This window comes from Pseudomonas cichorii (genome assembly GCF_015471405.1).
In the GTDB taxonomy this organism is placed as follows: Bacteria; Pseudomonadota; Gammaproteobacteria; order Pseudomonadales; family Pseudomonadaceae; genus Aquipseudomonas; species Aquipseudomonas serbiensis.
The window spans coordinates 91,873-117,494 of sequence record NZ_BLVZ01000017.1; the positions used below are offsets into that span (position 1 = coordinate 91,873).

22 protein-coding genes are annotated in these 25,622 nt (G+C 55.2%); 8 read left to right on the top strand and 14 right to left on the bottom strand.

The annotated features are described in order from the left end of the window. Window positions 1-6,333 (top strand): DEAD/DEAH box helicase, encoded by a 6,333-nt coding sequence (locus JL015_RS23525; protein WP_201020143.1) that lies wholly within the window; start codon window positions 1-3, stop codon window positions 6,331-6,333. Next, complete coding sequence (locus JL015_RS23530) at window positions 6,330-8,429, top strand: UvrD-helicase domain-containing protein (protein WP_201020144.1); 2,100 nt, start codon at window positions 6,330-6,332, stop codon at window positions 8,427-8,429. Before JL015_RS23525 ends, JL015_RS23530 begins: the two co-directional genes overlap by 4 nt. A gap of 49 nt (window positions 8,430-8,478) precedes the next feature. Here JL015_RS23530 and JL015_RS23535 read toward each other — a convergent pair whose 3' ends face one another. From JL015_RS23535 to JL015_RS23550, 4 genes are read right to left on the bottom strand one after another with little or no spacing between them, the layout of a single operon-like run. After that, window positions 8,479-9,117: a hypothetical protein gene (locus tag JL015_RS23535; RefSeq protein WP_057711086.1), complete on the bottom strand. Its 639-nt coding sequence runs from the start codon at window positions 9,115-9,117 to the stop codon at window positions 8,479-8,481. Continuing rightward, a complete protein-coding gene (locus tag JL015_RS23540; RefSeq protein WP_169850665.1) occupies window positions 9,092-10,261 on the bottom strand; it encodes an XRE family transcriptional regulator in 1,170 nt (389 codons plus the stop codon). Before JL015_RS23540 ends, JL015_RS23535 begins: the two co-directional genes overlap by 26 nt. Next, window positions 10,258-11,631, bottom strand: coding sequence for a 7-cyano-7-deazaguanine synthase (locus JL015_RS23545; protein WP_169850664.1), 1,374 nt, complete (start codon window positions 11,629-11,631; stop codon window positions 10,258-10,260). The genes JL015_RS23540 and JL015_RS23545 overlap by 4 nt, the downstream gene beginning before the upstream one ends. Further along, window positions 11,631-12,200, bottom strand: a complete 570-nt coding sequence (locus JL015_RS23550; RefSeq protein ID WP_169850663.1) for a hypothetical protein — start codon at window positions 12,198-12,200, stop codon at window positions 11,631-11,633. The genes JL015_RS23545 and JL015_RS23550 overlap by 1 nt, the downstream gene beginning before the upstream one ends. Before the next feature lie 1,060 nt (window positions 12,201-13,260). On the opposite strand from JL015_RS23550, the gene JL015_RS23555 reads away from it, so the two are divergent. The 6 genes from JL015_RS23555 to JL015_RS27805 all read left to right on the top strand — a co-directional run bounded on the left by JL015_RS23555 (window position 13,261) and on the right by JL015_RS27805 (window position 17,843). After that, window positions 13,261-13,797, top strand: coding sequence for a LasR-specific antiactivator QslA (locus tag JL015_RS23555; protein ID WP_057711090.1), 537 nt, complete (start codon window positions 13,261-13,263; stop codon window positions 13,795-13,797). 238 nt (window positions 13,798-14,035) lie between these two features. Next, complete coding sequence (locus JL015_RS27925; RefSeq protein ID WP_268939681.1) at window positions 14,036-14,161, top strand: hypothetical protein; 126 nt, start codon at window positions 14,036-14,038, stop codon at window positions 14,159-14,161. A 702-nt stretch (window positions 14,162-14,863) separates the two neighbouring features. Next, window positions 14,864-16,270, top strand: coding sequence for a YfjI family protein (locus tag JL015_RS23560; protein ID WP_201020145.1), 1,407 nt, complete (start codon window positions 14,864-14,866; stop codon window positions 16,268-16,270). Next, a complete protein-coding gene (locus JL015_RS23565; protein WP_201020146.1) occupies window positions 16,257-16,610 on the top strand; it encodes a hypothetical protein in 354 nt (117 codons plus the stop codon). Before JL015_RS23560 ends, JL015_RS23565 begins: the two co-directional genes overlap by 14 nt. Next, window positions 16,594-17,577 (top strand): integrase domain-containing protein, encoded by a 984-nt coding sequence (locus tag JL015_RS23570; RefSeq protein ID WP_201020147.1) that lies wholly within the window; start codon window positions 16,594-16,596, stop codon window positions 17,575-17,577. The genes JL015_RS23565 and JL015_RS23570 overlap by 17 nt, the downstream gene beginning before the upstream one ends. Further along, the gene (locus JL015_RS27805; protein WP_236250265.1) at window positions 17,574-17,843 is read left to right on the top strand and encodes a hypothetical protein; all 270 of its coding nucleotides are present in this window, start codon (window positions 17,574-17,576) and stop codon (window positions 17,841-17,843) included. Before JL015_RS23570 ends, JL015_RS27805 begins: the two co-directional genes overlap by 4 nt. Window positions 17,844-17,962: 119 nt before the next feature. Here the strand turns inward: JL015_RS27805 and JL015_RS23575 are convergent, their stop codons facing one another. The 10 genes from JL015_RS23575 to JL015_RS23620 all read right to left on the bottom strand — a co-directional run bounded on the left by JL015_RS23575 (window position 17,963) and on the right by JL015_RS23620 (window position 25,577). After that, on the bottom strand, window positions 17,963-19,219 hold the full coding sequence (locus tag JL015_RS23575; RefSeq protein ID WP_201020148.1) for an integrase domain-containing protein: 1,257 nt from the start codon (window positions 19,217-19,219) through the stop codon (window positions 17,963-17,965). Window positions 19,220-19,485: 266 nt separating this feature from the next. Then, complete coding sequence (locus tag JL015_RS23580) at window positions 19,486-20,304, bottom strand: DUF6602 domain-containing protein (protein ID WP_201020149.1); 819 nt, start codon at window positions 20,302-20,304, stop codon at window positions 19,486-19,488. After that, the gene (locus JL015_RS23585; protein WP_201020150.1) at window positions 20,255-21,472 is read right to left on the bottom strand and encodes a tyrosine-type recombinase/integrase; all 1,218 of its coding nucleotides are present in this window, start codon (window positions 21,470-21,472) and stop codon (window positions 20,255-20,257) included. Before JL015_RS23585 ends, JL015_RS23580 begins: the two co-directional genes overlap by 50 nt. Window positions 21,473-21,684: 212 nt before the next feature. Then, complete coding sequence (locus JL015_RS23590) at window positions 21,685-22,377, bottom strand: hypothetical protein (protein WP_201020151.1); 693 nt, start codon at window positions 22,375-22,377, stop codon at window positions 21,685-21,687. After that, window positions 22,374-22,763 (bottom strand): hypothetical protein, encoded by a 390-nt coding sequence (locus JL015_RS23595; RefSeq protein WP_201020152.1) that lies wholly within the window; start codon window positions 22,761-22,763, stop codon window positions 22,374-22,376. The genes JL015_RS23590 and JL015_RS23595 overlap by 4 nt, the downstream gene beginning before the upstream one ends. Next, window positions 22,760-22,924, bottom strand: coding sequence for a hypothetical protein (locus JL015_RS23600; protein WP_201020153.1), 165 nt, complete (start codon window positions 22,922-22,924; stop codon window positions 22,760-22,762). The genes JL015_RS23595 and JL015_RS23600 overlap by 4 nt, the downstream gene beginning before the upstream one ends. Next, entirely contained in the window at window positions 22,921-23,661 is a 741-nt protein-coding gene (locus JL015_RS23605; protein ID WP_201020154.1) for a hypothetical protein, read from the bottom strand. Before JL015_RS23605 ends, JL015_RS23600 begins: the two co-directional genes overlap by 4 nt. Next, complete coding sequence (locus JL015_RS27810) at window positions 23,649-24,290, bottom strand: Arc family DNA-binding protein (RefSeq protein WP_236250266.1); 642 nt, start codon at window positions 24,288-24,290, stop codon at window positions 23,649-23,651. The genes JL015_RS23605 and JL015_RS27810 overlap by 13 nt, the downstream gene beginning before the upstream one ends. Window positions 24,291-24,354: 64 nt before the next feature. After that, window positions 24,355-24,732 (bottom strand): response regulator transcription factor, encoded by a 378-nt coding sequence (locus tag JL015_RS23615; protein WP_201020155.1) that lies wholly within the window; start codon window positions 24,730-24,732, stop codon window positions 24,355-24,357. An 80-nt stretch (window positions 24,733-24,812) separates the two neighbouring features. Continuing rightward, window positions 24,813-25,577, bottom strand: coding sequence for an XRE family transcriptional regulator (locus JL015_RS23620; RefSeq protein WP_201020156.1), 765 nt, complete (start codon window positions 25,575-25,577; stop codon window positions 24,813-24,815). Window positions 25,578-25,622 lie beyond the last annotated feature (45 nt).

Consider the following 25,622-nt stretch of genomic DNA (forward strand, 5'->3'; position numbering starts at 1 on the left):
ATGCAGCCATTGATCGTTTCCCAGCAGGTCACTCAAGGCGTCGCAGACTTTCTGCGTACCGCATTCCCGTCCACTACTTCTGGTTTTGAGGGTTTGCTAGAGCGCTTTTTGGCTGAGCGCAGTAATATCTTCAAAGGGCCGTATCTGACTTTGCCACTGCCATTTCGCAAGCAGCTAGTTGGTGGCCTGCCGGCTTTTCCCTGGTTACCTGCGAGTTTTGTGCCCCACGCCCATCAGGCCAAAGCTTTTGCGCGGTTGGTGGATTCAGAGGCTCAATCTACGTTGGTGGCAACGGGTACGGGGTCGGGTAAGACCGAGTGCTTCCTATACCCGATCCTTGAGCATTGTCGTGTGGCGCGTGCCGAGGGGCGGCGTGGCATCAAGGCGATAATCCTGTATCCCATGAATGCCTTGGCCAGCGACCAATCTGGGCGCGTGGCCAAGGAAATCGTTAAGGCCGCTGGCCTTAGTGGGATTCGTGCAGGCTTGTACGTGGGCGATGCACCGGCTATCGAGTCGCAAACGGTCGCCCAATTGAGCGACGGTAGTTATGCGGTGATCACTGACCGCAATGCCCTGCGTGAAAATCCGCCAGATATTCTGCTGACCAACTACAAAATGCTGGATTTTTTGCTGCTGCGTGCAGCTGATGCCCCTTTGTGGGCGCATCAGCTGCCAGACACGCTACGTTATTTGGTGGTGGATGAGCTGCATACGTTTGATGGTGCGCAGGGTACTGATCTGGCCTGTTTGATTCGCCGTCTCAAGGGACGTCTGAATGCGCCGCCGGGCCAGTTGGTGTGCGTCGGTACTTCGGCAACGTTGGGCGATGATGGCGTTAGCGATTTGCTGGACTTTGCCGGTGATGTGTTTGGTGAAGTGTTGGATGACAATGCGGTTATCTCCGAGGACCGCGAGTCGGTTGGGGATTATCTCGCTGAAGCCCTGGTTGAGTTCACCCAAAGCCCGCAGCCCAGTGATCTGCATACCTTGGCTCCCGAGAACTATGACGACCTGCATGCCTATCTGGCGGCCCAAGCACCCTTGTGGTTTGGTGAGCCTTGCTCGGTCACGCAGGCAGAGGATTTTGCTTGGCGCTGTGGCTTGGGTAAGGACCTGAAGAGCCACTTTGCCTTCCAGAATCTTTTGCGTGATTTGGAGCGTCTTGGCCCAAAGTCCGTGTTGCTGGATGACCTGTTAGTGCTGCTCAAGCGCCGTTTACCGAGCTGCGATGATGAGCGCTTTGCGTTACTTTGGTTGTCTAGCCTGCTGTCGTTGGTAGCGCATGCACGCCAGGATGCACATCAGAATTTTTTCTTGCAGGTGAAGGTGGAAATCTGGCTACGTGAGTTGCGCCGCATGGTGGCTGTGCTGGATGCTGAGCCGCAGCTTCGGCATCACGATGACTTACGTAAAGTCGATATGGAGCGGCTGCATCTGCCGGTGATCCATTGCCGCGAGTGCCACGCCACCGGCTGGGGTTCTACGCAACAAAAGATCAGTCCCAATCAACTGACCCATGACCTGCAGTCGTTTTACAGCGCGTTCTTCGCCGAGGATGTGAGCACCCGTTTTATTTTTCCTTCCAGTGCGGGGGCGAACCCAGCGGTGTTCGAGCGCAAGCAGGTATGCCCTGCCTGCGGCTCCTTGCATCAGGCATCACAAACCGAATGCTCACACTGTGAGGATCAGCCTTTGCTGGCTATAGATATTGCCAGCAACCTGCGTGAAGGTACGCGCAATGGCGCGAAGTACACCAAGTCGCACCATGATTGTCCTTTCTGTGCCGGTTATAAAACGCTGACAATTGTTGGTTCGCAAGCGGCCAGTCTGGCGGCGGTGATGGTGGGACAGTTGTTTGCAACGCGCTTCAATCCGGACAAGAAGCTGATTGCTTTCTCTGACTCGGTACAGGATGCGGCGCATCGTGCAGGGTTCCTTGCCGCGAGAACCTGGCGAATGAACTTACGCCCGGCGTTGGCGCAGGTAATTGCTGATGCCTATGCAGCTGGGCGACCTGTGACACTAGAAAATTTGCCAACAGCATTCGCGCAACGTTGGCGCACGGCGCTAGGTGATGGTCATTACATTGCTAACTTCCTGCCGCCGCAAATGCAGTGGCTACGTGATTATGAGACCCTGATGGAAGAGGGGGCGCTGCCTGAAAGCAGCAACCTACCTAGCGAGTTGGCGAGGGTGTTGCCTTGGGTCCTCAATGCAGAGTTTGGCCAGGATGCTCATATTGGTCGCACTCTGGTAGCGACGGGAACTGCATGCGTAGTGCCACTTGCAGGCAAGTTAGACGAAGCCGCTCAATGGCTGTTGCCACGTCTACGTGACACGCTTGAACCGTTAGCCGCCGCGCAGCTGGAAGAAGTTGTTGTTTTACTGCGCGGGCTACTGGAAAACATGCAGCGCATCGGGGCTTGGCGTGATCAGGAGCTAGGGTTTTATGCGCGAATGGGTAGCAGCCCTTGGGGGTATAAGAAGAATCCAAGCCAGTTCAAGCTTCTAACCAGCCCGCGGCCTCCGAGGTTTTTGACACTGGCAGAGTTTGGTCGCTGTGTCAGTATAACTAAGAGCCATGCCCGTTTGTTTAGCGACTGGGCGTTCAAGGCATTGCCTGCTTTGCATGATCTGGCGCTGGGTACGGATGCCTTGATTGCGCCGCTTTATCGGCTTGCTCTTGAGGCATTGGAAAGCGTTGGCTTAGCAGGTTTTGAGGAGGCTACCGAGAAGCCGGATATCCGTGTATGGGGGCTGGAGCCCTCTGCTTTCCACGTTATCTTGGGTGGCAAGGTGTGGCGGTGTGCCAGCTGCCACAGCACAACACTCTCTGGCCCAGAGGATGATTTTTCTGAGCAAGCGTGTCGCCGCGTCGATTGCCGGGGCGAGTTGCACGCACTAGATGTACCCGGTGATTTTTATCGCAAACTCTACCTGAATGCGGACATTCGGCGGGTAGTGGCGCACGAGCATACTGGTTTACTGCCGCGCGAAACCCGCGAGGCAGTAGAGCGCAACTTTAAATCCAACAGTGATCGCCCCGGGGGCATTAATGTGCTTTCCGCGACACCCACTCTTGAGATGGGTATCGATATTGGCGACTTGTCCAGCGTGCTGCAATGTTCGGTTCCTCCACAGCAGGCAAACTACATTCAGCGAGCCGGTCGGGCAGGGCGTAGCACTGGTAATGCGTTGCTGATGAGCATGGCGACCAGCAAGCCGCATGACCTGTATTTCTGGGATGACCCGAAAACCATGATTGCAGGTTCCGTGCAGGCACCTGGGGTTTTCCTTAACGCCTCGGCGGTACTTGAGCGTCAACTTACAGCGTTCACTCTAGATTGCTGGGTGCATGAGAACGGGCGGGCGGCGCAGATCCCTCAGGAAATTCGTGGGGTGTTCACTGCGATCAATAATCAGACCAACAGCAAGTTTCCTTACCCTTGGTTGAGTTATGTGGAGCAGCACCAAGCGTCGCTTTTTGAACGGTTCTTGCGCTTGTTCAATCAGGGAGATATGTGCCCTTTGAGCGACGGTACGTGCCAATGGCTGGCTAATTTCATTCAGGGCAACAACGGTGATAGCAGCCCGTTGGCGTATAAGATCGTCAACCGTTTGCAGAGCATTGCTAGTGATGTTGAAAGCATCAAGCGCAAGCGTGAGGCCGCAGTGAAGGAGATCGATAAGCTGCAGGCGTTGACGGTGCGTGGTGAGGATCAGGAGCTGGAGTTGGCACGACTGCTTCAGGATCGAACTGCGCTTTCGCGTTTGATTGGCAGCATTGAGGGTAAGGCTACGCTCAATGTGCTGACTGATGAGGGCTTGCTACCCAACTATGCGTTCCCGGAGCAAGGTGTGCTGTTGCGCTCGATCATTGTGCGCGATTCAAAGGCCGGGACATCCGCTCCTGATCCTCTGACCTTCGAATATGAGCGTCCTGGATCAACGGCCATCACTGAGTTGGCACCGAACAACACCTTTTATGCCGAAGGCAGGCGGGTGGTGATCAACCAGATCGACGTATCGAAGATCAAGCCGGAGCACTGGCGTTTCTGTAGGCAGTGCTCCTATACCGAGCCGCTATCCTCAGGTGATCAACACTCTAACTGCCCACGCTGTGGCGATACGCTGTGGCGCGACAGTGGCCGGGTGCACGAGATGTTGCGTTTGACCACGGTGTTTGCCCGAACGCTGGATCGCGATAGCCGTATTGCTGACGACTCAGACGAGCGTCAGCGCGGTTTTTATGTGCGCCAAGCTTTGGTGGATAGCCTGCCTGATGCGGTGCGCCAGGCCTTTGTGATTGACGAGCAAACATTTCCTTTCGGCTTCGAGTTTCTCGATCGGGTGACTTTTCGCGAGGTGAACTTTGGCGAGCAGTCAGCGGAAGGCATGCCGATGGAGATCGGCGGGAAGGAACTCAGCCGCCCTGGTTTTAGCATCTGCCCCGAGTGCGGCACCTTACAGCGCAAGCGCAAGGCCGAGGAGCTATATCGCAACCATTCGTCCTGGTGCGCGAAGCGCAAGAACCCCGAGGCGAGCACGCAGCAGTGCGTGTTCCTCTACCGCGAGTTCACTAGTGAGGGCATTCGTCTGTTTTTGCCCGAGGTGGGTTTTGCCGATACCAACGAGGCCCTGCTGAGCTTTGTGTCGGCTCTGGAGTTGGGGTTGGCGCGGCGGTTTAGGGGAGCAGTGGACCATCTGCGTATTGCTCTAGATATGCGTATGGCTGCGGGCTCAGATACGCCGCGTTGTTATCTGGTGATCTACGACAGCGTGCCAGGTGGCACCGGCTATCTCAAGGAATTGATGCGCGCGCCCGAACCGCTGTTGGAAGTATTCGACATTGCACTGCAAGCCCTCAATACCTGTACTTGCAACCAGAATGCGGACACCGATGGCTGTTATCGCTGCGTGTACCGCTATCACAACAGCCATGATCGTAAGTCTATCTCGCGACGTACAGCACAGAAATTGTTGGGTGAGGTGATGCAGTACAAGGGAGCACTGAAGCCAGTTACCCATCTGGCCGACGTCCAGCCAGCTAACCAGTTACTGGATAGCATGCTGGAGAGGCGGTTTGTCGAAGCGCTGCGCCGTGAGCATGAAGGTGAGAAGTTCAAGCTGAGTGAGCTATTGTTCAAGGGCAAGGCGGGCTATCAGATACAGGCTGGCTCGCGTCGCTGGCGGATGGAGTTGCAGGTCAATCTGGGAGCCAGCGAAGGTGTGTTGATTCCGTGCAAGCCTGACTTCGTATTCTGGCCAGACGATGCCGCCGACGACCTGCCCGTGGCGGTCTTTGTTGATGGTTGGCAGTACCACAAAGACATCATTACTACCGATATAGCCAAACGTATGGCGGTGGCCAGGAGCGGGAAGTTCTCAGTCTGGACGCTAACCTGGGATGATGTCGAATGCGCTTTGCAAAACCAGGTATTACCTACGCCATCGCCTTGGGCAACTTTGCTTAATGATGATCCACAGCAGGTAGTGCAGAAGCTGTGCGCGGCACAGGGCATCGCAACACTCTCCAATTTCAAATCGCTGCCGTCCTTTAGCCAGCTGCATCAGCGTTTAGCCCATGGGCAACACCAAGCGCTCGGCAAATTGGCCGTCTGCCTGGCTGCGGGAATGTTGATGCCACCGGGTGACACTAATGCGCTTCAAGTCCTGCGCGAAGGGGCTTTCTGGCAGCGTTTGGATGAGCTGGGTCTGCTACCTGACCTGCAACTGCATAGGTTGAGCCTGCGTCAGCTCGGTACAGTCTGGATGCTGGCCATTGCCATGCACCCGGAGCATCTGAAGCAAGTGATGACGGGCAATGGCTCTGCAGACTCTGAGCCTGTTCTGGTTGGCGAGTGGAAAGAAGATGGCCTGCCCGAAAGCGAGCTGCAGTTACGCTGGCAGCAACTTTGGCAGGCACTTAACTTATTGTTGCCGCTGAGTCAGATTTGGGTTGGCAACGCTGAAATGCCAGGGTTACCTGCGCTGCAGGATTGTTCTGCGCTCAAAGCAAAATCCGGCGGACTGTCTGAAGCCTGGCAGGAAGCGCTGAGTCTAGCTGCACATGAAGTACAGTCTTGGGGCTTGGCTCTGGCTGGTCTGGACGTAACCGCCCCAGAAGTGGGCTATGAGTTGATGGATGAGAAAGGCCGCGTAATAGCAGAAGCCGAATTGGCTTGGCCAGATGTTCGTACCGCCGTACTACTGCCAGATTCTGGAGCAGTGGCTGCGCTTTTTGCTGGCCAAGGTTGGCATTCTTTTGCCGCTGATGGCAGTGAGTTGCCTGATGAGCTGAGAACCCTTTTGATGGAGACACTGGCATGACGCTGGCACTCAAGATTGCAATGTCCGATGACTTTCTGAAGTCGTTTTCGGTAGTTCCACGTTCTCATCAGCAGGCGGTACTGACCTTCGTTGCAAAGTTTCGTCAGAACCCAATGGCGACCGGCATCAATTATGAGCGCATTCATGATGCCGCCGATCCGAACATGCGCTCGGTTCGGATCAACGACAATATGCGTGGAATCGTGCTTAAACCTGATGTGGGCAACGTTTACTGCCTGTTGTGGGTTGACCAACATGACGATGCCTATCAGTGGGCACGTCGCCATCGAGTCGCGATCCATCCGGATGTTGGCAGCATCCAGGTTTATGCAGTGCAGGAGGTGGCTAACACGAAAGCATCTGACGCCTCGGCCGAGGTGCGTGCAGTGGGACTGTTCGATGCCCTCAAGGATCGTGAAATTCGCCGGCTGGGCGTACCCGATGATCGGCTGGAAGCGGTGCGTGCCGTAACTAATGAAGGCGAACTTGAGGCGCTGGAAGCGCAATTGCCCGATGAGGCATTCGAGGCGTTGTATCTATTTGCTGCCGGCGAGCTTTTCGACAAGATCATCAGTGATCAGGCCGCGCCAGAGTCTGTCGACCCTGCAGACTTCGGGGCTGCGCTGGAGCGCGATAGCTCGCGTCGTCATTTCGTGGTACTGACTGATGACAGCGATCTGGAGGCCTTACTGGCTGCACCTCTAGAACGCTGGAGGGTCTTCCTGCACCCAACTCAGCGCAAGTTGGTGGAGCGTGACTGGAATGGTCCAGTGAAGGTGACCGGTGGTGCAGGTACTGGTAAAACTGTTGTCGCCATGCATCGCGCTGCAAGACTTGCTCGACAATATTCGGACTTGCCTGGTCGTCCGGTCTTGTTTACCACGTTCACCAAAACACTTGCCGAGGACATCCGCCAGCATTTGGCGCTGCTGTGCACCCCACAGGAATTGGAGAAAATTCAAGTGGTGAACCTGGATCAGTGGGCTTCCAGCCTTCTGCGTCGTTTTGGCTACCCACATAACCTGCTGTACAACGAAGGCGATCGTCGCCGTTTCTGGCAAGCAGCTCTGTCTGCGATGCCGACATCGGTTGATCTCAGCCTAACGTTCATGCGTGCGGAGTATGAGCGAGTGGTGCTGCCTCAAGCTTGTGAAACTGCTGAGGACTATATGCGTGCCAGTCGAGTCGGCCGTGGCGGTCAGCTCGGCCGTGCGATGCGTAAGTCTATTTGGCCGGTGTTTGCCGAATACCGTGCCCAGCTGCAAGCCGCCAATTTGCGCGAGCCTGAAGAGGCCTTCCGTGAAGCCTGTCAGTTGTTAAGGACAGAGCAGCCCGCACTCGGAATTCGGTCCATGGTGGTAGATGAAGCCCAGGACATCAGCAACGCAGGTTTTGAGCTTATTCGCACAGCCGTAGAGGAAGCTGAAAACGACCTGTTTATCGTTGGCGATGCTCACCAGCGTATCTACCGGCACAAAGTCGTACTGAGCCGGGTGGGCATTGAGGTTCGTGGCCGTAGCCGTAACCTTAAGGTGAACTACCGCACCACAGACGAAATCCGTCAATGGGCCTGTGCTCAGCTTGAAGGATGTGCTGTCGACGACCTGGACGGGAATGCGGATTCTCTGCGCGGTTACCGTTCGCTTACCCATGGTGATGTGCCGGATATCATTGAGTCGTCTTCCGTTAATGAGGATATGCCGCATATACAAACGATCCTTAAACAACTGCAGGACGATGGCATGGAGCCTCGACAGATTTGCATCACCGCACGTACTAACGAGGATCTGGAAAACATTGCTAGAGCTCTGCAGCAAGCCAATATTATTCACTTGAAACTAGATAACGCAACCTCGGACGATTCGGCACTATTGGGCGTCCGTCTAGCCACTATGCACCGCATCAAGGGGCTTGAATTTAGCGTAGTGATTGTTGCCGCCTACAAGGGAGCCACTACTTATGCAGGGCAATTTAGCCGTGATGAAGATGCCGGGGTAACCGAAGACACTGAAACTTCTGAAAGATGTCTGCTGCACGTTGCTGCTACTCGAGCAAAGAGAAATTTGTTTCTCCTGGTGCGGCCCTCTGTAGGCTGAAGTCTCAGACCTATACAGCTAAAAATTAGCTGTATAGGTCGGCCCAGCATTACTGGCTAACACTGCGACGCCCGGCCAGCTTAAGCTTTGCGAGCCTCCTAAGGCTTGGGCATAAACCTACGTTTTCGCGTCCGATCACCTTTTCAATCCAGTCGAATTGGCTGTCTCGGACTTGCATTCTGGCGTGTTTCAGCGCTTGAAGCGTTGCAACGGCTAAGGCTTTATCTCCGATTGAAATACGCACGGGCTCGTAAGCAAGAATATCGACTGTTGTAATGAGTCGCAGTGTTTCAAAACGTTGGGAGGAAATTTGAGTAGCTTTTTTTTCATCAATGACTGCGGTAAACCCGTTGCTATGTGCAAGCGCGAGTGTCGCGGCTTCTCCGTCTCCGAGCGAGGCCGCTGTGGATCCGGATACCAAGTCGAAGAAGTGCTCTAATGCAATGCCAGAAAGCTCTTCTGTCTTTAAAATTTGATTATGGATTAGCTCCAAAAGCTGTTTCGGCTCAGGCCGGCCGTTTACCGTTCCTAGCTCAATCTCCCGTATTACATTGTCAGTGACAACAATAGGAGTCGGAACTGCTTGCAGGATTGCGCTTGCATAGCCGGTCGCCAGCAAGTTTATGATGACACTGGCGTCGAGAACGAGAATGCTATCTCGATCAGTGAGACAGCTTGAAAAGGTCATCAACCTCATCCTCTTCTGCCTCATCAAGCAACTCGCGTACTTTCGCCCTATCTAGCTTAAGCAAATCCGACATTTGCCCTTCGCTGATTAGATCCTTTTTCCAGGCATCGATAGCTAACAAAAAAAGCCTAGTTGATTGCGCGCCTTCCATAGGCGTGGAATCTTGAGCTATCGTGCCTAGTACCTGCTGGGCTTGGTCGTCGGTTATACCGCCATTATCCATGAACCAATCCCACGTTCCCTTTTTCGTCAGATCTAATTCTTCAAGCCTCATCACCATTGCCTGGCGTGAAATGCCAAAGAAACTAGCGAGCAGGATGATGTGCCGACGAGTGAGGTGGGTTGATCCAATGGTCACTTCCTTGAACTTTTCCATGACAGTGCGGGCAGGCGTCAGAAAAGCACTACCGAAAGCATTCGCGTAACGTTCTTCACGCGAGTTCTCATGCTTTTCGGCTTGATAGATCTCGGGCTGACGTCGCGTCGCTATAAAGTGCCCGAGCTCGTGGGCGCCAGTCTGGGTTTGACGATCCTTCCGATGTACTGCATTTATTAGCATACAGGCGCCAACGGCGTCGTCATAGGCAAATAGCCCAGACACTTTCGATTCAAGTCTCCGGCTATAGACACGAATTCCAAGTTGCATCTCTATGAGTGAAAACAGATCTTGGATGGGGCTCTCGCCGAGCCCTAGCCAGCTTCGGAGGCTATGAGCATCGTGCTCTGCTTGTTTGCGTACATCGCCTGGTAAGATGCTTTTTTCGGTCGGATAATTCGAGGTTTTCCGAACACCTAAAATGTTTTCAAGTTCTACTTCCGCCCTGACGAGATCATTCAACATCCGAGCAGCTTGGTCGATGCCTGCATCACCAGTGTCTGGGAGTGAGCGGAAGCGAGGAACAAGGTCCACATGGACCGCTTCTCGGCGTAGCAAAGAGTTAGCAGATACTCCATAACAGCGGCTAAGCATCTGGATCTCGTCAAGCTTTGCAGAGCGCTGTCCTTTTTCAATAGCCACAAGAGTGGTTCGAGCAAAGCCAACTGCTTTGGCCGCTGCGTCTTGGGTCATGGCCGCGGTTTCGCGCGCGACCTTTAGTCGTTCACCCAGTTCACCTGGGTTCAGTTCATAGTTTGGTTTGGTCATGATGCGCCATCTATCCACTTCCTCACGAACGACTCTGATCTCATATCGCTCGTGAACGCTGACCATTCCTTGGCATGTTGCTGCAAGAGCCTGTCAAGGTTCTGCGCCACGGCATGTGGCGACTCGGCCAGAGCTCGAGCCAGTTCGCTCGTTCTGCGGCGTTTGATCAGTTCGTACTGCGAAGATTCCCGAATCGAAGAAAGGTGCTCGAAATGAAGTACCCCTGCGATAGCGTATTGTTGCAAGGCTTCGGTAAAACTGGTGAATTCTTTTGCTGCGCCTGACTTCCAGGTCGGACTATCTAGGGATTCCCACACATAATTCGTTGGTGGCTCTTCCAATCCTGCAGCGTGAACGCTAAGGCGGCGAAGCATACACGCGGCGCATATGCCGCACTGTCTTCTTGCGCCTGAAACGGCTACCTGCCGGGATTGCTGCCAGCACGACCTGGTCGTTATCCAATTCACGTTAGGGCCACAGGTTTCCACAAACTCGCGCAGGGTCTCGCCTTTCGTCATCCAAAGCCTGGGAAAGGTGTACTGGAATCGGTAACCAAGAAGTGCTTCGATAAAGCGCTCCATCAGCTTGGTGAAGACGGGGTGATTTCGATAGTCCTCATACCCATGTGCGACAGGAAGGAGCACAGGTGCAAGTGCACCTTGTCCGCTTTCGGGGATGATGGCCATTGGAGCATCAATTAGATACGCCGCAACTGCCGATATGATACTGAATTTGAATCCGCGGCTGCGTGCACTTCTCTCAGCGCTTCTTGCATCATCAAGCTTGACTGAATATGGGATGGCCGTGAATGGAATCCTTTGGCGTTCCTTTTTTGAAATGTCGTGTTGTTTGCTCCCTATTCGAAGACGAATCAGGCGTTTACCTAGGCGCTTGCTCTCAAGCTCAGAGACCGCACGTGAGTCCATTCCATCACTGAAGGCAATGACAGCCTCTGCATCGGAAGGAAAAGCTATTTGGCCTTGCGGCGGTCTCTGTGCAGCTTGTTTTCGAGGTCCAAAATTGAAATGCCAGTCGTCTCCGGTCAAAAGGTTCAGTGCGTTGACGAGCGCTCGGTTTACCTTGTTACTCGACCACCGCTCAACGTCGTGTACTGGAGCGTGAACGATGAATCGACGGCCCCAATTCATGGAACTGCGGACAAGGTAGCGATCACAGAACTCAACTGCAGCTGATATGAGTAGTGCGTCATACGTTACGGGCTCCCATTTGTCATGGGATGAGAAGGATGCGAGAGCCTCGAGGTCGAACTCGATGTTCTTCTCGATGTAACACGGGATTACGCCGTTTCTTTTGCGGGCGCCAGGTTCAAGTATATCTACAGCTATTTCCTTAGGCGGGAAGGTGTTCATCACAACGATACCCCGTCATCAAGACCTTCCATCTTCCTCGGTGGAGCGATTCGTACGGGCTCTGGGCCAACAAGATCCAGACCGAGCTGGGTGCTCGATAGAGTAGAAATGGCATTCTGTAGTCTCTTACTCACGTGCTCTGCTCTTCGCTCGTTTGAGTCGCGAAGGTAGTGTTCTTCAATCGACCGTATGTTCGCGTGGCAGCGGTCTTTGGCGGCGAGGCCTACTGCCTCATGGAATGCTTCAATTCCAAATTTCCCTTCATGGATAAGGGCGATGCTCCATTCCACAAGATTCGTTCCAAAAACGGAGGCTGCTGCAAATGCTTTCGCATCTTCAAGTTGCGTAAGCGCGATTTCTCGAATTTCCAGAGAGTTATCACAACCGGTAAACACTGCTTTCAGGGCTTCCATCAGGAGCCACGAGACCTCCATTTTGAAGTCACTGGCAACTGCATGCTTCGTAGCCTCAGCTATCTGGGAGGCATCGTAGGTGTCTTTGTCCGCACGCTTTGCCAGTTCTTTCCATGGCTTTCGCAGCTTCAAGCTTCTATGTGGCCCATCGCTCATTTCGTCCAGCCCCCAGTGAATACCGGTTTTGACATTGTCAGATATTAGTACTAAAAATCTGACAATGTCAAAGGCGCAATTGGAAACAAGGATGTGCCCGATGATTTCGGTTTCTCAATAGAGTAGAAGCTGATTTTCGTCAGCGCATAGGACATGCCATTTATGCGCGGGGGGTACGGATGAGTCGGTAGCCTTCAATGCAAAACCAGTCTGAGTCTCTGAGCCCTTCGTACAGGGCAGTTTTCCAAGAGCTGGTGTCACGGGCGTATCGCGAACGAAATTGACCATCAAGATGCTGGCGAACCCCATCGGGGCCTGAGCTAGCTCCGACCTCCTCAAGCGAATAAGAGATATCTGCCATTTCACTGGCAGCTTGTGCAGCGTAGAGCTCACCGAGGCCCATAACTCGAAAATGATGATGCACGCGTTTTGTGAGCACTTCCGTGTGTGTTAAATGCTGGCGCAGGGGGCTGAGAATCACCGAATAGCGCCCGGCGCATCTCTTCTTCCGTCAATTCTGTATTCATAACATTTCTCAGAAGGGCGTTATGTACAACCATGCAGATTCTATCAGCGTGGTCGGACTCTGCATTATTCGTCGCTAGGTCAGACCTGAAGCGGTGCAGGGCCACCAGTCAACGTCGAGCGTCATCATCTGGCTGGCAGCTTCATTCGATGTATAGCTTATTGGTACTGCATGCTTGTTTTATCACTGCTTCACATTTACGCTTTGTCCCGCCACGGTCAATCCCGTGGACGGGTGTCAGAACCTGAATTGTTCGAGGCGCATAGCGCCATAGCCAGCTATTAGGTGCTTACATAGGCTTAGCTGCTGCTTTTCTATGGCGGTCCGTGCGGGGCAGGCTTCGGCCTGGCCGGTTCCCTCGGACGCCGGTTTCTGACCCCCGTACGGTCCGCCACCCATTTCGTGTCAGAACGGCTGGGTGGACGGCTCCTTAACTGTCCGAGGAGATAAGGAAAATGACCTGTCCCCCTTTTAAGCTCGTGCGCCACCCCGGTCAAATGATTCAAGCTGCAAACCATCTCGGAGGATTCCGCGATGTTTGATCTTTCGCTTCTCATTGGCCTCCCCAAACCTAACAGCATCGATACTTCATCGCTTACCCCTGAAGATGCAGCGATTAAACTACGGCAGGCTGCAATACTTCGGCTTAATGGAGCACAGAGCGTCCTGCTTCATTTTCCACAGGATGTTGAGCTGGCGGTAGAGCTGTTGGACGACGCGGCTGTGTTGTTCGACAAGGCGTTTCGATGTTTGTCCGGTATCCCAGCTCAGCGCGTTCATCAACAGGTTGGTGAGTACGTCTCTGTCCCTTCAGCTGAAGGCTGTCCTGGTCTTCGAACACCATGGGGCAATGAATTCCGCCCGATGATTGAGGACGGCGTTCGGTGCGCTGAGACCTGGCTCGATGGTTCATCATTGCCGCTGTGGTGGGCACTGGCGCAAAATCGAAAGCATCATCGTCCAGGTGATCCCCAAGAAGCATTTGAAGCAGGTTTTCTGCTGCGGTTGCAGCAGACACTGATCATGCGACGTGAGGCCGTCACTTCTCAATCAACCCGCTTTGATGCCTGAGTCTGTAATTGACGTTTGAGATTTGCTTTTCCGCCAAACCCTCCGATCAAGCGATCTTTGATCGCGCCGATCGGAGGGTTCACTCGCTTTTCTCGAAGCTGCGGCGTTCCACCCTCCCATTTTCAATTTGACGAACGCCACACTTGCTTTCCCACGTCAGTAATTCCCTGCAACCTTTATCAAGCGCAGCGCCATTTCAGTGTATGTGCGGATCTCTTCGTTGGGCATGGATGTAGGAGTGGCGACAGCGGCGACGCTGGCGACAACCCACGTAGAACGTGGCCTGGAGCATGGCGACAATACTGGCGACAGTCGCCACTTTCTGAGCACTTCGGCAGTGACGCTTGACCGCTTTTTCGAGTGAGTATAAAAATTGGCGCACGGATCGCTGTCGTTGACAGCACCTGCCCAGTTAGCCAGAACCTTTAAGGCTACGCCACTTGTGTGGTGGTTCTCCCGAAGTGCGATTAGCGTCCGGCGGCTCGCACGGTCACTCCACAAGAGTGATGGATGCCTACTCGACTGATCTGCCCACTGCGGCAGACGATGGACCTTCCTCGCTGCACTGCAGCAACCTCACCTCTCGACGCACCTCGCTGCGCCAGACTGCGCCCGTCTCTTTCTTCTGGAAAGAGACGGGCGCTCGTATCACTGCTGCAATCCACGTCGTACAGGGCATTGCCGCAATTCTCCTCGTGACAATCGGCCTGACAAATCAGATTCGTCACCCTCCGCAACAGCACAGGCACTGGTGCTGCAGCCTATGGAAAGGCTGCACCTGACTGACAGTCAGGCATGCCCCAGGTGTCGATGTTGTTGCCTTCTCCCGCTCAGGATCTCCAGGTGCCGAACTCGTCAGTCGGCATAGCCTCTACCCGCCCGCATCTTCGGATGCGTCTAAGGAGGCCAGATTCATGGGGTCATGCCCTTGCTCCCGGTCGTAAGGAGCCGTTCGTTCCACGTCAGTGAACACCTCACAGGCCGCAGGGGCCTTGATCCCTGATAACACTCAACAGCCGTGGCGGGACTACGTGAGGACAACCAGCAATGAACGAGGAGACGGCCCATGCAGCAGTTAGATCCGAAGCTTGAACTACCACAACTACCTCGACCGCTGATTGAGTCGAATCCCGTGGCCCAGCCTTATCCGGTGCAGGCACTGGGTGGGATTCTTGGGCCTGCAGTCGAACGCATGGCTGAGGTCATCGGGGTGCCCCAGGCATTGGCTGCACAATCGGTGCTGGCTGCTTCGGCGCTGGCTACTCAAGGTCATGCGGGCTTACAGCTCGATGGGAGAAATTATCCGCTGTCGCTGTACCTGATCACCGTGGCCGCATCCGGCGATCGCAAAACGGCGGCAGATCGTTTTGCATTGCTGCCCGCACGGCAATGGGAGCGTGAGCAGTGGCAGCGCTATCGCGAACAACTCGCCCGGTACCGTGTCGCGCAGCGACAGGCGCAGCGTATCAACCCTGGCGATCCCAACCCCACAAACGGCGTACCGCTTGAAGCGGAGCCCTCAGCACCTAGGCTGATCACCACGGATCCGACTATCGAGGCCCTGATCAAGGGACTCTGCCATGACTTGCCGAGCATGGGCCTGTTCTGTGACGAGGGGGGACAATTCCTCGGTAGCAGCACCATGAGTCGGGATAACCGTTTGAAAGCGGTTACGACCTTGTCGTCACTCTGGGACGGCAGTCCGTTAGATCGCGCGCGGTCCATGGTGGGTGAAAGCTTGCGAGCTTACGATCGACGCCTGAGCCTGCACCTGATGCTGCAACCGTATCTAGCCATGCAGTTACTCAGTGACCCGTTGCTGCAGGGGCAAGGCATTCTCGGTCGCTGCCTCATGACCTGGCCCACCAGCCTGGCCGGACAACGCAGTTATCAGGCTGTCGACTTGTCAAAAGACCTCGCCCTAAAGCGATATCACCACCGTCTTTCGGCCCTGTTTCATCAGCCTTGGTCACTTTCCACTGACGGTGCCTTGCGGCTGTCACCGCTGAGCCTCAGTCCATTGGCTCGTCGTCGCTGGATTGATCTGCATGATGCCATCGAAGCCCAGTTGGGTGAGTTTGGCGAGTTGGCAAGCGTACGGCCTAGCGGATCGAAGGCCGCCGACAACCTGCTGCGCGTCGCCGGCAATCTGGCAGTAGTGGAGGAGAGCAGCGTCGTGGAGGTCGACCATATCCAACGGGCCTCCGCTTTAGTCGGCTACTACCTTACCGAGATCCAGCGCCTGACTGAGCAGGAGCCAGTGTGTCGGGTAAAGGAAGAAGCAGATCGGCTGCTGCGCTGGCTGCAGGTCAAGAATTGGAAACGCTTCAGTATTCGAGAGCTGAATCGCAACGGCCCCCGCTTTGCCCGTAAAAGCAGTCGCCATGCCACCAAGCTGTTAGTCGAGTTGCTTGATCATCAGTGGCTGATCACCGACGGCCACACCTTCGAGGTGCGCCATGTTCAATCTTGATGAAGCGCTGCGCAACCATCTGGCTCAGCGCCAAAAGGAGCCGAAAGCGCGGGTTGTCGCCGCGACTGTCGCCACTTTGTCGCCACGCTCAAAGCGAAGCAGGACAAGGGTTGTCGCCGCTGTCGCCGATGTCGCTACCACCCGTAAAGCTATCACCCCGACGACAGCCATCATCCAATGCTTGAAAGAGGAGGGCGCGCATCTCTACGTCACCGACAACACGCTATGTTTTCGCCCGACTGATTGGGCCCAGCTCGCCATCGTGAATGCGCATTGGCAAGCCCTCTTGCGTGTTCTCGCGGCAGTCGATCAGGAGCAGAAAAATGACTCGGGTCGGTAAGCGAGCGGGAAGAAATTTCGGCTTCGGTCGCCAGCTCAGCTATGCCGGACCGCAAGCACTGAAGGATCTGTTTGGCGACGGCCATTTCGCTACCGTCAAAGCCCATAGCGATCGTTGGCAGGCCTTCGTGAATTGGTGTCGATCCGAGGAAGGTCCGAGGCTCAATGACGCGCGGCAGATCGACCGTGACATCCTCATGCGGTACGCCACTTATGTGAGGGAGCAGGTTGATCAGGGCAACTTCGGCATTGCCACCGCGCAGAACCGCCTGTCCAGTGTGAACCGAACCATGGCCGCGCTGCGCGGTGATCAATACGTCAAAATCCCCAGTCCGAGCAAGGCGCTTGGCTTGCAGCGCTCAGGTGTGCGTAGTGAGGCCCCGCAAGGCCAAGACCGTGTCCAGATCGAGTTGATCGCACAGGCGTTGTCAGAGCGAGGCCAGCAATCGAGGGTCAGTGCCATTGTGCTTCTCGCCCGGGAGACCGGCATGCGCCTGCGTGAAGCGATTTTGGCGGACCTGCCCCGACTGCAACGTGAGGCCGGGCAACTGGGCAAGATCAACATCCAAGACGGCACCAAAGGTGGTCGATCAGGCGCGTCAGCACCGCGCTGGATCGCGGTCACTGATCAAATCCGTGGCGCCTTGGATAGGGCCTGGGAGGCTTCACCCAGTGGCAGTCGGAATTTGTTGGCGCCCGACGAAAGCTACAAAGACTTCATTCAGACAGTCGTGCGACCGGCGCGGGACCTTCTGCATGAGCATGGATTAAAAGGCTTTCATGAGCTGCGGGCGGCTTACGCTTGTGAGCGCTATGAGCAACTGACTGACTTCCCTGCACCCATCAATGGCGGTGGTAGGCATCGAGAAGATCGCCAGCTCGATCAGCGTGCACGACAGCAAATCAGCCACGAGTTGGGACATAACCGCATCGATGTGGTGAGTGCCTACATCGGAGGTCGGCGATGACGGCGGAGTTCGACATAGCGTTGTTCCTGCGCCCTGTGCTCAAAGGTGCTTATGCCACGCGGCAGCGGCATATTAGACAAGCAGAAAGGATGCACGAGGTGATTCGTGAGCGCTGGGGTTGCGCGACTCCCTGGTCCTGGAGAGAAAAGCACATGAGATGGTTTCTGGAGCACTATCTGCGATGCTCAGCTCCAGCTACCGTCTACTACTACGAATTAACAGCAGGGATGATCCGCCGGAGAAAAGCGAAATTCGGGGTTGTCTGATAGGCCTTTAGCGTGAGCCCCTGAGTATGGGAATGCGGAGCCTTCCCATACTCAGGGGCTTGGCCGAAGAAGCGCTGGCAAGCTCCACTACACGGATGGCATGAACTGTCGCCGTGATGTCAGCGTATCGGCACCACCTTGCGGTCCCTGGTTTGATTGATGGCCGACGCTGACAGGCTGCCGGTAGCCGCTTTCTGGATATGTTCACTCCACCAGGCCATCATCGGGCGCCGACGTTCGATGTAATCCGCCCGGTTGTAAGCGCTCCGAACTTCGTCCTTGTCGACATGCGCCAGCGCGACTTCGATTAGCTCCGGATCCCATCCATGCTCGTTGAGGATTGTGCTGGCCATGGAGCGCATGCCGTGGCTGACCAAGCGGTCCTGAAAGCCCATTCTTTTCAACGCCATATTGGCTGTCTGGCTATTCGCGTGGGTGCGCGGGTTTCTATCTGACGGGAACACATATTCCCTGTGGCCGCTATGGGGCTTAAGCGTATCCAATAACGAAAGTGCATGTTCGGTAAGCGGGATTATGTGCGGACGACGCTTTTTCATTCGCTCTGCAGGGATTGTCCAGATGCGTTTGTCGAAATCGATATCTGCCCATCGGGTGGTCGCCGCTTCGGAGGGGCGGGTCATGGTATGAAGCTGCCATTCGATCAGGCAGCGGGTCGTCCGCTTGATGCTAGCGTTCGCGATTTCCATCATGAGCTCCGGAAGCTCGTCAGGCGGTAGCGCGGCCATATTTTCTTTCTTGGGTTTCTTGAACACCGCTCGAATGCCGCTGAGAGGGTTGGCAAAGATCATTCCGGAGTTGACCCCGTAGGTCATGATCTCGTTAAGGCGCTGGCTCACTCGCTTAACTGTCTCGAGGCTGCCTTTAGCTTCAATCGGACGAAGCAGCTTGATGACCATCGGCGCGTTCACTTCCGATAACGGCGTTGATTTCATGCTTGGAAAAACATGCAGTGTTAGCGAGCGCCAGATGTCTTCGGCATACGCCGGGGTGACGGAGTCCTTCTTCAATTCGAACCATGCGGTGGCTACGTTCTCGAACGTATGTTCCGTTTCCGCTCGTTTGGCTTCCTGCAGCTCATTGCGCTGAGCTTTTGGGTCGATGCCCTGTGCAAGCAGCTCTCTCGCCTCAACGGTTTTCTTCCTTGCTTGTGCAAGAGAAACCTCGGGATAAGAGCCCAGTGCCATGTTGATTCGAATCTTGGTGACGGGATGCCGGTAGTTGAAATTCCACTGCATCGAGCGATTGACCCTGACTCGCAGCTGGAGCCCGTCGCCATCCGTGAGGACGTAATCCTTGTCTTTCGGTTTGACCGCCTTGAGCTGGCGGTCGGAGAGGCGGGTGGTTTGAGCGCACATGAGAAGTACTCCATGACACCTTTTGGTATTCCCAAGATTAGCGCCGGGTAGCCGGGAATACCATTGGGAATACCAAATCGTCTGGAACTCAAAAAGCCTCGAAAGCCCCCAATAGCCCTGAAATCCACGTATTTACTGGACTTCAGGCACAAAAAAAGACGTCCGTGGACGTCTTCAGATGATCAAATGGTGGAGCCGGGGGGATTTGAACCCGCAGCCAAGTCCCGAGCGGCGCGGGCTACAGGCTCAAGGCTGGCATAAGGCTGTCATTCTTGAGTGTCAAGGCTTTCCAGCGCAGTCAGCGCCTCATTTACTGGTACGCTCCACTCCATGATGCCTAAATCCTCTTTCACGATGTAGCCTACAATAACGCTCTCGTCCAGCCTGATGCGGGAGAGAGGTAATTGGTTCATCATAAAGATGGCAGCTGCGAATGTATTGAGTCCTGACTGAAGAATTAACATTCCTTCTGGCGCACCGTGCAGGGGATGTAAGTTATGTCCGTGCCTGCAGTTGACGATAACGCAACGTTTGTTCACGACCAGCAAGTCGAACTGATGGACCCGCTTTATGCGGTTCGCTGTGTAATACTCGGTAATTGAGTTAAGCAATAAATTCAAATCTATATATGTTGTGTTTGAGAATATTATGCCGTTTATTGTTGTTTCAGATGGGGTGTTAGGTTTTCCGACATGTAAGCGCTTAAGCTTTTTAACGCTCGCTATTTGTTTTAGCGCTCTTTCGATTTCGTCTCTTGAGGTTAGATCAGGTTTGATCTCAATGGCGTGGTCAGTACCATCAGCCAGCAGTACCGAGAAATGGTTTCCGTCGCTGACGGTATGAGGATGTTCCGGGTTAAGAACGACACAATCAATTGATGCGCTCCGCCCACCAAACGAATCTATAATATTCCCTTTCGCAATTCTGAAAGGAAACGGGAAATATTTTGCTATGAGAGCGTGGACCGCCGCCTCTCTGCGATCTGCTACTTCTTGTGGAGTGCCCCGTCCCTCGATGCTAGCTTTGGCGAATTTGTTACTGAGTTCTTCGGACTCCAACTGGAGCAGTTTCATTAGGTCGGACACTCGCAGATCCTTCTTTGGTATTGTCATTCCACATTAGCTCGGCACGATAGCCCGCGTCCACATCGGCGGCAGGCATCCACCTACCATATACTCTGGCAATCATTGTCCAGTCGCTATGGCCCATCTGCTTGGCTACCCACATAGGGTGTTCGCCGGCTGAAAGCAGCATCGATGCGTATGTATGCCTCGTCTGATATGGGCGTCGATATCTAACTCCGGCCCTTTTCATGGCCGGCACCCACATCGTCTTGCGGATCGGTCCGTCACCGGCCCAGCGCTGTAATGTGCGTGGGTTCTGGAACACTTCGATATCAGCCAGGAACGTGTGTGCCTTCTGTGCCTTCAACGCTTCCATGGCTGGTCTGAGTAGCTTCACGGCACGCTTACCTGATGCTGTCTTGGTGACTTCCGCTGCACCCTTGGAGGCTTGGGTCATCGCCCGGCTGACCATCACTTCCTCCCGCAGCCAATCAATATCTCCCCACTCCAGGGCAACCAGCTCGCTGGTCCGCAGCCCTGTCCATAAAGCGAATTGCACCAGGTTACGCGCTTGGCCGGTGAGCACCGCCAAGATTGCCTGCTGTTCTTCCGGACTGAACGGATCCACATCATCTTCCTTGGGTGGTGCCTCTTTCCTCGAGAACGTCCATCCGGCCAGCGGGTTAGTGCTGATCAACTCTTCATCGTCGACCGCGTCGCTCAGTGCCGAACGCAGGCAGCTCTGTATGTTGCTGAGCGTCTTGTTGCTTACTTCCAGCTTGGCCAGCCAGTCTTTCACGTCCTTGCGCTTCAGATCGACCATCATCATTTCACCCAAAGCGGGCTTCAGTCGTAGACGCACAATCTTCTCGTAGCCGTCGTATGAACTGCTCGACAGGTGGGGCTTTTTGCCTTCCAGCCACCGGGTCAGATACCCGGCCACCGTTTCCTGGCTTGCTTCGGGTGCAAACTTCGCCGCTCTGGGCGACCCGGGGAAAGTCACCGAGTAGTCGAACGTACCGATGGAGATCGCATGCTCAATAGCTGCCTTGTGCTGCTCGGCCTTTTTCAGGTTAGTGGGGGAGGGCTTGAGCGTGATGCGCTCGCGGCACCGGACGCCCCGATACATGAACGTGATTTCGATGCTCGTATCGGAGACCGCCCGAACTCCCCTCCCGCCTCTACCCATGACTCATATCCTTCCACGTCGATCAGCGTCCGGCCGTCCGGAGCCCTGTACCAAATTTCACCAAGCCGCCAGATTCCATCACGGATTTTCGAGCGGATAGCGTCCTCGCTGTAGCCAGACTCGCTGGCAAATTTCCTGATGGTCATGTAACGCATTGGCTCTACTCCTGACTCGTCAGGTTCTGGATTTCACGAAAATCTGTCACGGCAGGTTCAAGAGCCATTTCGGGGCACCTCGATCTTGCGTTTAACCACGCGACTGCCCTGGGCGTCATGCACGGTTAGCGGAGAGCTCTGGCGGGCCATGGTGCCGTCAGATTGCTGGTGGTAGACCGGGATGCCGTATAGAGGCCCGCCGGGCGCAGTTGGATCTGGCATCAGCTCTGGCTTGCGCCTGAACAGGTCCACCTGCATTTCCAGAAACACCTGGAAGAACGTGCCTTCCTTCCAATCGGCTGGGTGTCGGCCCGAGCGTTGGCGGGCGCTGTCCTCCATCCCGACGATGAAGGCTGCTGTCGAGATTGCTCGGCTCTTGTCCTCGGCCCACTTCAACACTTCAGGGCGATGCACGGGGTTGACCTCCAGAACGTCGCAGACGCCATCGAAGCCGTATTTCTCTGTCAGGGCTTCGTCGCTCTGGTACAACCACTTGCCGATCTCCAGCAGACCGGTGCGGAACCCATCGCGGGACTGTCTCTGGAGGTCTTTCGCTATTTCCAAGCGGCGTTGGGTGAAGGGCAGTCCGGCCTCAGCCTTCTTGACCTCTTCGCGGAAGAAGGCTTGGACGGCTTCCCGATCCTGTAGTGATTGGCGCACTAGCCGACGAGCCAGGATCAGTTGGCTGCGCAGGCTCAGGTGCTGGAGCTTGCTCAGGTCGTGCAGGCGTTGATAATGCTCAGGCTTCATGCGCATGGCAGAACCTCCAATTCTGTCCCGGGGACAGGTTTGGTTGACAGATCGCCTGATCCGCAAGGAACTTTGGTTGACAAAACACCGGATTCGCCATGAACGGCAGACGCCAGCACTTGGATCACCGACTGAACTCCCGCCACGTAGCTTGCTGGTTTTCCTGCCGCTGCACCTGCCAGGCGCTCGATCACCTTCGCGGCCGGTTCGGATTTCAGGGATGCGACCATATCGACGGTCCAAGCTCGGCCTTCCAGAAAAAGGTGTCGACTGATTGGGCCGGTGGGCGTGCTAATTTTTGGCACCGCCGACGTAGGCGTTTTTGGAGGCTGGCCAGCCTTGTGCAGGCGGGCGTGCTCCACTGCTTGTTCAGCGAGACTGCTCATCGCGCGCCTCCCTTGAAGTGATCAGCCAGCACCCGCCGCCCATCCAGGCCGCAAGTGGCAGAAAGGCTCAGCACTTCACCAAAGGTTGTTTCTCGGCGCTGCAACAGCTCGTACAGCGCGACCAATGCCTGCCCTACCTGGCCGTTACGGTGACGGTTCATGCACGATTCTCCCCGGCAATAGCCGCCAACTGGATCAGCAGATCCTGCGTGCGCCCGTAGAAGCGCCCGGTGTCCTCGTTGATGAACTGGCCAAGAACCTCGGCCACCGCCGGGCTCGCGGTGATTCCGCCCAGGCTGGTGACGGCTGCGCTCACAGCAGCATCGGTTGCTGGCTCATGCACGAAGCAGCTCGCCTTGATCGCCAGTGTCTTGACCGGGCGGACCATCTTCATGTCCTTGCCCCAGTTTGTAGTTGGCGTGCACCAAGGCCTCATGGTCAGATTCCATGCGGAGCCAGCGGAGTTAGCGGTGCTGGACCAGTAGCCGTGCATGCAGGCGAGAGATTGCTTGGCATCGGTATCGTGGCTGTAATCCCACTCTTTGAGCTGCAACAGCGTTGTGCGCATGGCTTCGAGCTGGCGAATCGACGGAATGTGCCAGCATCCGGTTCCGCGAATGATCATCCGCAGGACTTTCTGGGCAATCGCGCTACCCGCTTCAGCCATGGCGTGGGTATTCAAAAGCCCGTCATCGAAGGACTTTGCGCCACTGATACTGGGCCTTGGCCCGGTGCGATCCCACCACTGGGCTTCAACCTGAAAGTCTCGGCCGGCATCGATCAGCGCATGCTCGACCCCGTCGAAGAAAACTCTGCCAGCGTAGAAACCGCCGTCAAGAGGCTGGCCAATGGCGGGCAGGGCGGCAGGGGAAATGGCGCGACGCTTCAAGGCTTGCATGGTTCGGCCTCCAACACATCAAGGCGAATTGCGTCGTCGACCTCTTTGTCCAGCTCGGCACCGGTGAAGTAGGTATCTCCGCGCAGGACCATCAGGTCACTGTCGACATCTTCGATACAATCACGATCACGTAACCAGCGGTATCGGCGTGCATCGGCGGCCATACGGGCGTGCTCGTCCATGTCGAACTCACGCAAGAATGCTGGTTCGCCCTTGTCCGCCATGTAGCGCAGCGCGTCGTTGATATCGCTGAACTTCAGATCACCCTCGACCACAACATGGCGGAAAGCGACCGAGCAGAAGTCCAGCACCTGGGCGTCACTCCAGTTGGCAGGAATAACTTTTGGAATATTCTGTGGTTGGCTTTGTGCTTGGTTGACGCTTTCGCCTTCTTGGGCAATTTGGTTGACGCGATCTGCGTCAACCATCGCCAGACGCTGCTCAAGCGCATCAAGCAACAGATCCTGACGACGCTGACCGTCCATGAACTGGCGCACCGACCGGATGAAGATCGAGTTCATGCTGGTCGACTGCTCTACTGCAATAGCGTCCACCTCATCACGCAAACCCTCAGGGAGGCGAACAACAAACTTTTCGGCGGTTCTGCTGTTAAAAATTACGTCACTCATATCTTTCTCCAGGCAAGCCGATGGCCTGCCGCGATTGTTGGCTTTCGCAAATTTCAGGGTTGGGTTATGCCGTCAGTGCTGCTTCGGCTCGCCGGACAGCGACTCGGTATTCGATCTTCTTCTCGCTACTGCCACGACGAACTCTGGCCATGGGATCATCAGCAAGCGCACCGTGAGCGGCCAGCAGGATGGCGAGGGCGGCAGCGGGGGATATCAGGCCGCGACGCATGGCCTCGGCTACTAAAGCCGAACGTTTATAGACCTGCAGCTTGTGCATAACAGATTCGATGCGACCTTTGACGGACCGTGGCGAGAGTCCATCGCGTTGGGCGATCTGTTTGTCAGTGCAGCCCGAGGCTACAGCTAGGAGGCACGCGAGCTCACGCTCGGCAAGCCCATTACCGAGTGCGCCCTGCCAGTGGCCGCAGATGACAAAATTCATGATGGGTTGCTCCATGCTTTCAAGAAGATGGGGCAATAGTGCTTGCGGGATTATTTCTTGTCAATGCCTGCGGGATTATTTTACAGCCCCGGTATTTTCGCATCCACGACACGCCCGAATATTTCCCAATCTCCGTCCAGCTCTACGGTCTTGAAGGATGGATTGAGAGGTGCCAGAAACTCGTATCCTGCATCGTAAAGGTACTGCTTGAAAGTCTTTTCGCCGTCGCGGTGGATTGCCACATAGTACTTGCCACTTATGAGATCGAAGCCTTCTGGCCTGACCAAGATCAGCGTTCCCTCGGGGAAGCTTGGCGATCCCAGGCCTGTCATGGAAGGCCCTTTTACCTCAAGCCAGTAGCCAAACTCACCGGCATTTTCCGTTGATTCTAAATATTCGATGGCATTTGGCGAGCTGATGTTGTCGGGAGATTCCGCTCTATTCCCAGCGGCGATCCAGCTAATCAAAGGGTACTTCCTTGCTTTGCGCCACGGCTGAAGTGTATGTGAAACGTTGGCGTGATCCTCTCGCATAGACTTTCCGTGCTCCACCGCCTCTATAGTCCACTGCTGATCTATTGCCGCCGCCACAGTGTGCATTTCTTGCGCGAGTCTTGGACTGAACGCCGAGACAGAGACCCCAAGAAGCTTTGCTACACGCGCAGCAAAATCCATGTTCAAGGCATTCCGGCCATTCAGGTAATGGCTGAAAGAGCCCTGATTCATTCCAAGGGCTTCAGCGGCTTTCTCCTGGGTAAGCCCCAGCATGAATTGCTTCTCTTTGAACAAACTTTTGAGAAGTTCGCATTCATGCGCCAATTCTGGGGTAAGCGGTTTCTTTTTCATGAGCAAACTCTATGTCCGGCGGCAATTAACATCAAATGCCGCAGG

Excerpts from the sequence above, each read along its gene's own strand:
- JL015_RS23525 (WP_201020143.1), top strand. The coding sequence starts at position 1 with ATGCAGCCATTGATCGTTTCCCAGCAGGTCACTCAAGGCGTCGCAGAC.
- JL015_RS23530 (WP_201020144.1), top strand. The coding sequence starts at position 6,330 with ATGACGCTGGCACTCAAGATTGCAATGTCCGATGACTTTCTGAAGTCG.
- JL015_RS23535 (WP_057711086.1), bottom strand. The coding sequence starts at position 9,117 with ATGACCTTTTCAAGCTGTCTCACTGATCGAGATAGCATTCTCGTTCTC.
- JL015_RS23540 (WP_169850665.1), bottom strand. The coding sequence starts at position 10,261 with ATGACCAAACCAAACTATGAACTGAACCCAGGTGAACTGGGTGAACGA.
- JL015_RS23545 (WP_169850664.1), bottom strand. The coding sequence starts at position 11,631 with ATGAACACCTTCCCGCCTAAGGAAATAGCTGTAGATATACTTGAACCT.
- JL015_RS23550 (WP_169850663.1), bottom strand. The coding sequence starts at position 12,200 with ATGAGCGATGGGCCACATAGAAGCTTGAAGCTGCGAAAGCCATGGAAA.
- JL015_RS23555 (WP_057711090.1), top strand. The coding sequence starts at position 13,261 with ATGTTTGATCTTTCGCTTCTCATTGGCCTCCCCAAACCTAACAGCATC.
- JL015_RS23560 (WP_201020145.1), top strand. The coding sequence starts at position 14,864 with ATGCAGCAGTTAGATCCGAAGCTTGAACTACCACAACTACCTCGACCG.
- JL015_RS23565 (WP_201020146.1), top strand. The coding sequence starts at position 16,257 with ATGTTCAATCTTGATGAAGCGCTGCGCAACCATCTGGCTCAGCGCCAA.
- JL015_RS23570 (WP_201020147.1), top strand. The coding sequence starts at position 16,594 with ATGACTCGGGTCGGTAAGCGAGCGGGAAGAAATTTCGGCTTCGGTCGC.
- JL015_RS27805 (WP_236250265.1), top strand. The coding sequence starts at position 17,574 with ATGACGGCGGAGTTCGACATAGCGTTGTTCCTGCGCCCTGTGCTCAAA.
- JL015_RS23575 (WP_201020148.1), bottom strand. The coding sequence starts at position 19,219 with ATGTGCGCTCAAACCACCCGCCTCTCCGACCGCCAGCTCAAGGCGGTC.
- JL015_RS23585 (WP_201020150.1), bottom strand. The coding sequence starts at position 21,472 with ATGGGTAGAGGCGGGAGGGGAGTTCGGGCGGTCTCCGATACGAGCATC.
- JL015_RS23590 (WP_201020151.1), bottom strand. The coding sequence starts at position 22,377 with ATGAAGCCTGAGCATTATCAACGCCTGCACGACCTGAGCAAGCTCCAG.
- JL015_RS23595 (WP_201020152.1), bottom strand. The coding sequence starts at position 22,763 with ATGAGCAGTCTCGCTGAACAAGCAGTGGAGCACGCCCGCCTGCACAAG.
- JL015_RS23600 (WP_201020153.1), bottom strand. The coding sequence starts at position 22,924 with ATGAACCGTCACCGTAACGGCCAGGTAGGGCAGGCATTGGTCGCGCTG.
- JL015_RS23605 (WP_201020154.1), bottom strand. The coding sequence starts at position 23,661 with ATGCAAGCCTTGAAGCGTCGCGCCATTTCCCCTGCCGCCCTGCCCGCC.
- JL015_RS27810 (WP_236250266.1), bottom strand. The coding sequence starts at position 24,290 with ATGAGTGACGTAATTTTTAACAGCAGAACCGCCGAAAAGTTTGTTGTT.
- JL015_RS23615 (WP_201020155.1), bottom strand. The coding sequence starts at position 24,732 with ATGAATTTTGTCATCTGCGGCCACTGGCAGGGCGCACTCGGTAATGGG.
- JL015_RS23620 (WP_201020156.1), bottom strand. The coding sequence starts at position 25,577 with ATGAAAAAGAAACCGCTTACCCCAGAATTGGCGCATGAATGCGAACTT.